Raw genomic sequence first — 4,867 nt, forward strand, 5'->3', positions numbered from 1 at the left:
GCGCGTCAGGGATGACATCAATGGCCAACAGGCGCAGTTCCACGCGGTCGTCCAGCGCTTTTTTGCTCTGCTTTGCCACGTCCTCGGCCAAGATGTCCCAGTGCCGCGCCGCCTGCATCTTGTGCTGCGTCTCCATTGGATAGGACGACGCCACAGGAAGCTGCGACTGGCACCCGGCAAGCAGGCCGACAACCAGCACGGTCATCATGAATAGTCCACATCGCTGCATCATTCGGGTACTCCCGCTTGAGGCTGCTGTCCTTGGCGCGCGGACGGCAACAGACCCCTCGCACACCACACCGCCACATTTGTCCTATCGGCGGCATCCCCCGGTTCTTTACCCTCCCAGCCACGTGGACGGCAGCGCGGCAGGACGCAAAACGCGCCAGAGCCGCCCGGAATGCTCCGGGCGGCTCTGGCGCGCAAGGGGGCGAAAAAAAGCGCGCTGTCAGCTTACGGCGCGAACATAGTCCTCCATGTTCACTTCCTTCCAGCGCTTGCTGACCCAATAGGCCGCGGCCCAAATCATGAGCGATGCAGCCTGTGTGTCATTAAGGCGTTTGAGCTTGGCTTCCAGATTCGCCTTGCTGGCGCCGTGCCTCGTATGCAGCAGGCTGATGTCGCAGGCGTCCTGAAGCCGGAGTTGCAGATAGGCAAGGCGGGACTGGTCCGGAAGGAGTTTCACTTCCTTGTGCGCTTCAAGGATGGTCATGAGTTCCGGTGTGGAAAACATGCCCTTCACCTGATTGATGGACCGGAAAAAGGTATCCACAGCCCACGGGACGACGAACTCCGCTCCAGCGCTCTTGGTCCGGAAATATTCCTTGAGCCACTGTTCATGCTCGGGGGATACCCGCGCCGCAACCTGTGCCATGCCTCCTCCCTTTCAGGAAAGCGCCATACAAGGTTCAAACACTTCTACAGACAAGTATATACACACGCCCATGCTTTTCATCAAGACTTTTTCTAGACAGCCCCAGGCAGTTCCCACGCAAAACACATGACGCCGTCTTGATTTTCTCAAAACTCCGGCCAACACTGCATCATCGCGCGCCACTGACCAACCGTCACGACATGAAAGACCGCCCCACAACACCTACTGTGCGTCTATCACGTACATATTGCCCCAGTTTTTCCCGGTCACATACAACCTCTCGCCCGCGGCGTCCCACGCAATGCCGTTCAGCACCCCGCCGCCACGGGCGCGCTCCTGTCTGGCAATGGATGCGCAATCCACCCACCGCGTCACAGCGCCTGTCGCAGGGTCAATCACGGCGATGCTGTCGCTGTGCCACACATTGGCCCATATCTCGCCGTCCACCCACTCCAGCTCGTTCAGGGCGCGCACGGGCCGCCCTGCGTCCGTCACTTCCACACGCCGCACAGGGGCAAAGGTGCGCGCGTCGCGCACGGTCAGGTACTGCGAGCCGTCACTCTGCCACAGCCGCTGCCCGTCCCACGTCAGCCCCCAGCCCTCGCCGTCGTAGGCAAACGTCGCCGTTACGCGCTCCGTGGCGGGGTCGAAGACCAGTGCCCGCCCTGCCTTCCACGTCAGTATCACAATGCGCTCCTCCGCCGCTGTTGCGCCCTCGCCAAACACTGTTGGGCTCAGGGGCCACACCTTCACAACGCGGCCACTGCGCGCGTCCACCTGCCGTAGGCCGGAACGCCCGTAGCGCCCCGTTGTTTCATACAGAGCGCCGCCGGCGAAAAACAGCCCCTGCGTAAAGGCCCGTGAATCATGGGGAATACGCTCACGCACCACGCATGCAACGCGCGGCACGGCGTCTGTATCAGCAACGCCATCCGCATGTGTCAGCACGACACACAACAGGGCAACCACTCCACAAACGAGTAAGACCACGCCACAGCGCCAAGAAGCATCCACACAACGAAGCATATCACCAGCCATATGTGTTTATCCGCCAACCACGGACCTATTTCAGCAAACAAAAGAACCGGAAATCATGCACTAACGACTGAAAAATGCATTTCCACTTGACTTTATACCCTATAACGCGGAGTACTATTAAATGTCTCGCAGTTTTGTACCCACCCTCGACATGGGTTCTGCGGGTTGTGTTTCACGATTTTTTTAAGGAGTTTTGGAAATGGTCAAGTCGATTTACGTAGGGAACCTGCCCTGGAGCAGCACTGAGGACGAAATCCGTGAACTTTTTGAAAGTTACGGCGAAGTGCACTCCGTCAAGATTATCGAAGACCGCGACACGGGGCGCTCTCGCGGTTTCGGTTTCGTCGAGATGAGCGCCAACGAAGCGCTGGCCGCCATCGACAGCCTGCAGGAGGCCTCCCTTGGTGGACGCGCCCTGCGCATCAATGAAGCACGACCCCGCCAGCCCAGAAGGTGGTAACACCGCTGCGCTGCAGCTGACTCTACCCCCTACATACAATACGGCCCGCCTCGCAGACTGCGAAGCGGGCCGTTCTCATTGCAAGACGGGGAGGCAGCGGAGGATTACTCCTCCAGCCCTTTGATGGACTTGCCAAGCTGGGTCATCTTTGCCCGGATGTACGACGAGGCCAAGTCGCCAAGGTCGTGGTCGCCGGTATGCTCCAGCCCGTAGGAGCGCAAATCCTCATCAATCTGCTTTTCCATGCGTTCGGACTCAAGGAACATCAAATAGATAAGGGTCAGCGCGGCGTTATTTTCTTCCTTGCCGTCACACAGCATGTCCAGGTGGTCCTGCGGCACCGTCTCGAACAGACGGTCCATGAACATGCCAATCCACTTCTCGTAGAGGTCGGGCAGGATGGGCGGCACGCAATCCGCCAGCTTTTCCGTAGCGCGGGGATCCACTTCGGCCCCCATGGTCACGCCAAAGAATTCCTGCAGGGCCTCTTTTCTGCGCTCGGGACTCTGGTCCAGCTTCTGATGCAGGACGGTCCGGATATGCGCCCGCATGGTCTGGGGGTCCATGGACATGGCTAGGCGTTCCCCCGCAGTGTGGAGTTGGGGCAGGTTTCGCTCTGCATGCAGATTTCACAGCCGCCACGGTACGGCATGGGCGTGTACACGGCGTACTGGCGGTTCAGGGAGCCAATCTGCTCATTCCACTCCAGCCCGCTGGTCTCGAAGAAGTCCAGCACTTCGGACATGGGACGCGGAAGCGGTGTACAGCTTTCAAGCAGTTCGGGAACGAGGCTCTGGGCGCTAGACATCACCAGCGTGATGGCAAGATTATGGAAGAACATCCCGTTTTCCGGGGACTCCTGCCACGCCTTCTCCACGGCGTCCTCGACGCTCTCGTTCAGGTAGATGAAGAGAAAGCCGTCGTCATTCTTGGCCATGGACGGCACGAGCTTAAAGGCCGCCATGCGGTCCTTCCAGTCGTTCCATGCGGATTCCAGCTGCTCCAGCAGCTCCTGGCTCAGGCGGGTTTCTCCGCAGACCTCAAGAAAATACATCACATCGAATTCCGGCTTGGGCTGAACCGGCGTCACTTTCAGTTCACTCATGTCAGACTCCTTCGAGCTATGGTACTCGGGCCGCCATGTGACGCCCGCCCGGTGTGTGTATACTCTTTACGCCGTGTTCTCAACCCACGCCGATAGCCCCAACCCGCCGAGGTTTTGTCCGAAATGGGGCCGAAACTTGACGCAGAGCAGTCTGGCGGCGCATTGTACGGAGATAATGCGCACCTCCATCATCGCCTGGATGGGCAATCCTTTTTTTAGTGCGGCGCTTTCCCGCCTTGGCTACGCCGTGGAGCGCGTGCCCATGCCGCAAGGCCGCCTGCTCACCTTTGACGAGGTCTGCGCGGCATGCGGCGGCGTTCCAGACGCCGCCGTCTACGGCGACATGAGCCAAAGCCCGCCCCTCGACAGCGTGGAGGACTGGCCCTGCCTGACGGCCTTTCACTGCGTCGACGCGCACATCCACAGTTGGTACCCGGCCTACGCCCAGTGCTTTGACCTGTGCTCCGTGGCCCTGCGCGACGTCATCCCCGCCTTTCTGGAAGGCGCCTTCACCCCCCAGCAAGTGCTGTGGCTGCCCAACTTCGCCTTTGACGACATCCAGCCCGCTGCAGCGTGCAAGGAGTGGGACGTCGCCTTCATCGGCACGGTCAGTGCGCGCACCACACCCCGCCGCAAGCGGTTTCTGGACCGCCTCGCCATGCACATTCCGGGGCTTGTGGCCCAGCGCGGCGACTTTCGCAAGCTGTATCCCAAGGCGAGAGTGGTGCTCAATTACTGCGAGGGCGGCGACCTGAATTTCCGCGTCTTTGAAGCCCTCGCCACGGGCAGTTGTCTGCTCACCCCGCGCATTGGACACGGACAGGACGACCTGTTCACCGACGGCGAACACCTGCTTCTTTATGACTTAGGCGACATGCGCGGCCTTGTGGCGCGCATCAACGCCGCCCTTACGGACAAGCAGCGGCGCGAGGCCATCGGCGCACGCGGCCTGCGCGCCGTCAACGCCGCCCACCGCGCAAGCCACCGGGCGCAGGCCTTTGCGTCGTGGCTTTTTTCCTTTCCCGCACCAACCCTTATGGCCGAACGGCGGCTCTACGCCCCGGCCCTCAAAAACATGCTCAAACTTCTGTACCTGCATTTCGCCGAAACCACCCCGCCGTCAAGGCTTCGTGAGGAGTATCTCAGGATGGGGACCCACCGCAGGGGATGACCTCCACGCCGTTTTCCACTATAGGCCTTGGCTCGGACCCCGCAGTCCGGCAACCACACATTCCCAAGGAGAATCCACATATGTCCAATCCCAAAGTGCGCATTGAGACGCCCCACGGCGATATCATCATTGAACTGTTCGAAGATAAGGCCCCCGAAACCGTAAAGAACTTCCTGACCTACGTGGATGAGGAATTCTACAACGGCACCATCTTCCACC

Annotated in this window: 7 protein-coding genes and 1 pseudogene; 3 read left to right on the forward strand and 5 right to left on the reverse strand. The window is 60.1% G+C overall.

Going from position 1 to position 4,867, the window contains the following annotated elements; translation table 11 throughout:
- The 3 genes and pseudogenes from ACY69P_RS14200 to ACY69P_RS14210 all read right to left on the reverse strand — a co-directional run.
- A pseudogene (locus ACY69P_RS14200) lies at positions 1-232 on the reverse strand (hypothetical protein); the annotation flags it as partial.
- 216 nt (positions 233-448) lie between these two features.
- A complete protein-coding gene (locus tag ACY69P_RS14205) occupies positions 449-874 on the reverse strand; it encodes a hypothetical protein (protein ID WP_404845441.1) in 426 nt (141 codons plus the stop codon).
- A gap of 222 nt (positions 875-1,096) precedes the next feature.
- On the reverse strand, positions 1,097-1,912 hold the full coding sequence (locus ACY69P_RS14210; protein ID WP_462327945.1) for a glutaminyl-peptide cyclotransferase: 816 nt from the start codon (positions 1,910-1,912) through the stop codon (positions 1,097-1,099).
- 199 nt (positions 1,913-2,111) lie between these two features.
- Here ACY69P_RS14210 and ACY69P_RS14215 point away from each other — a divergent pair, with 199 nt between their 5' ends.
- Positions 2,112-2,372 carry an RNA recognition motif domain-containing protein gene (locus ACY69P_RS14215; protein WP_404845439.1) on the forward strand — a complete coding sequence of 87 codons (261 nt, stop codon included), beginning with the start codon at positions 2,112-2,114 and terminating at the stop codon, positions 2,370-2,372.
- 104 nt (positions 2,373-2,476) lie between these two features.
- Here the strand turns inward: ACY69P_RS14215 and ACY69P_RS14220 are convergent, their stop codons facing one another.
- Positions 2,477-2,944: a hypothetical protein gene (locus ACY69P_RS14220; protein ID WP_404845438.1), complete on the reverse strand. Its 468-nt coding sequence runs from the start codon at positions 2,942-2,944 to the stop codon at positions 2,477-2,479.
- A gap of 2 nt (positions 2,945-2,946) precedes the next feature.
- On the reverse strand, positions 2,947-3,477 hold the full coding sequence (locus ACY69P_RS14225) for a hypothetical protein (protein ID WP_462327946.1): 531 nt from the start codon (positions 3,475-3,477) through the stop codon (positions 2,947-2,949).
- Positions 3,478-3,652: 175 nt separating this feature from the next.
- On the opposite strand from ACY69P_RS14225, the gene ACY69P_RS14230 reads away from it, so the two are divergent.
- Positions 3,653-4,648, forward strand: a complete 996-nt coding sequence (locus ACY69P_RS14230; RefSeq protein ID WP_462327947.1) for a glycosyltransferase family protein — start codon at positions 3,653-3,655, stop codon at positions 4,646-4,648.
- Positions 4,649-4,728: 80 nt separating this feature from the next.
- On the forward strand, positions 4,729-4,867 hold a 139-nt coding region (locus ACY69P_RS14235; RefSeq protein WP_462327948.1), incomplete at its 3' end, for a peptidylprolyl isomerase.

Source organism: Desulfobaculum sp., assembly GCF_054921475.1.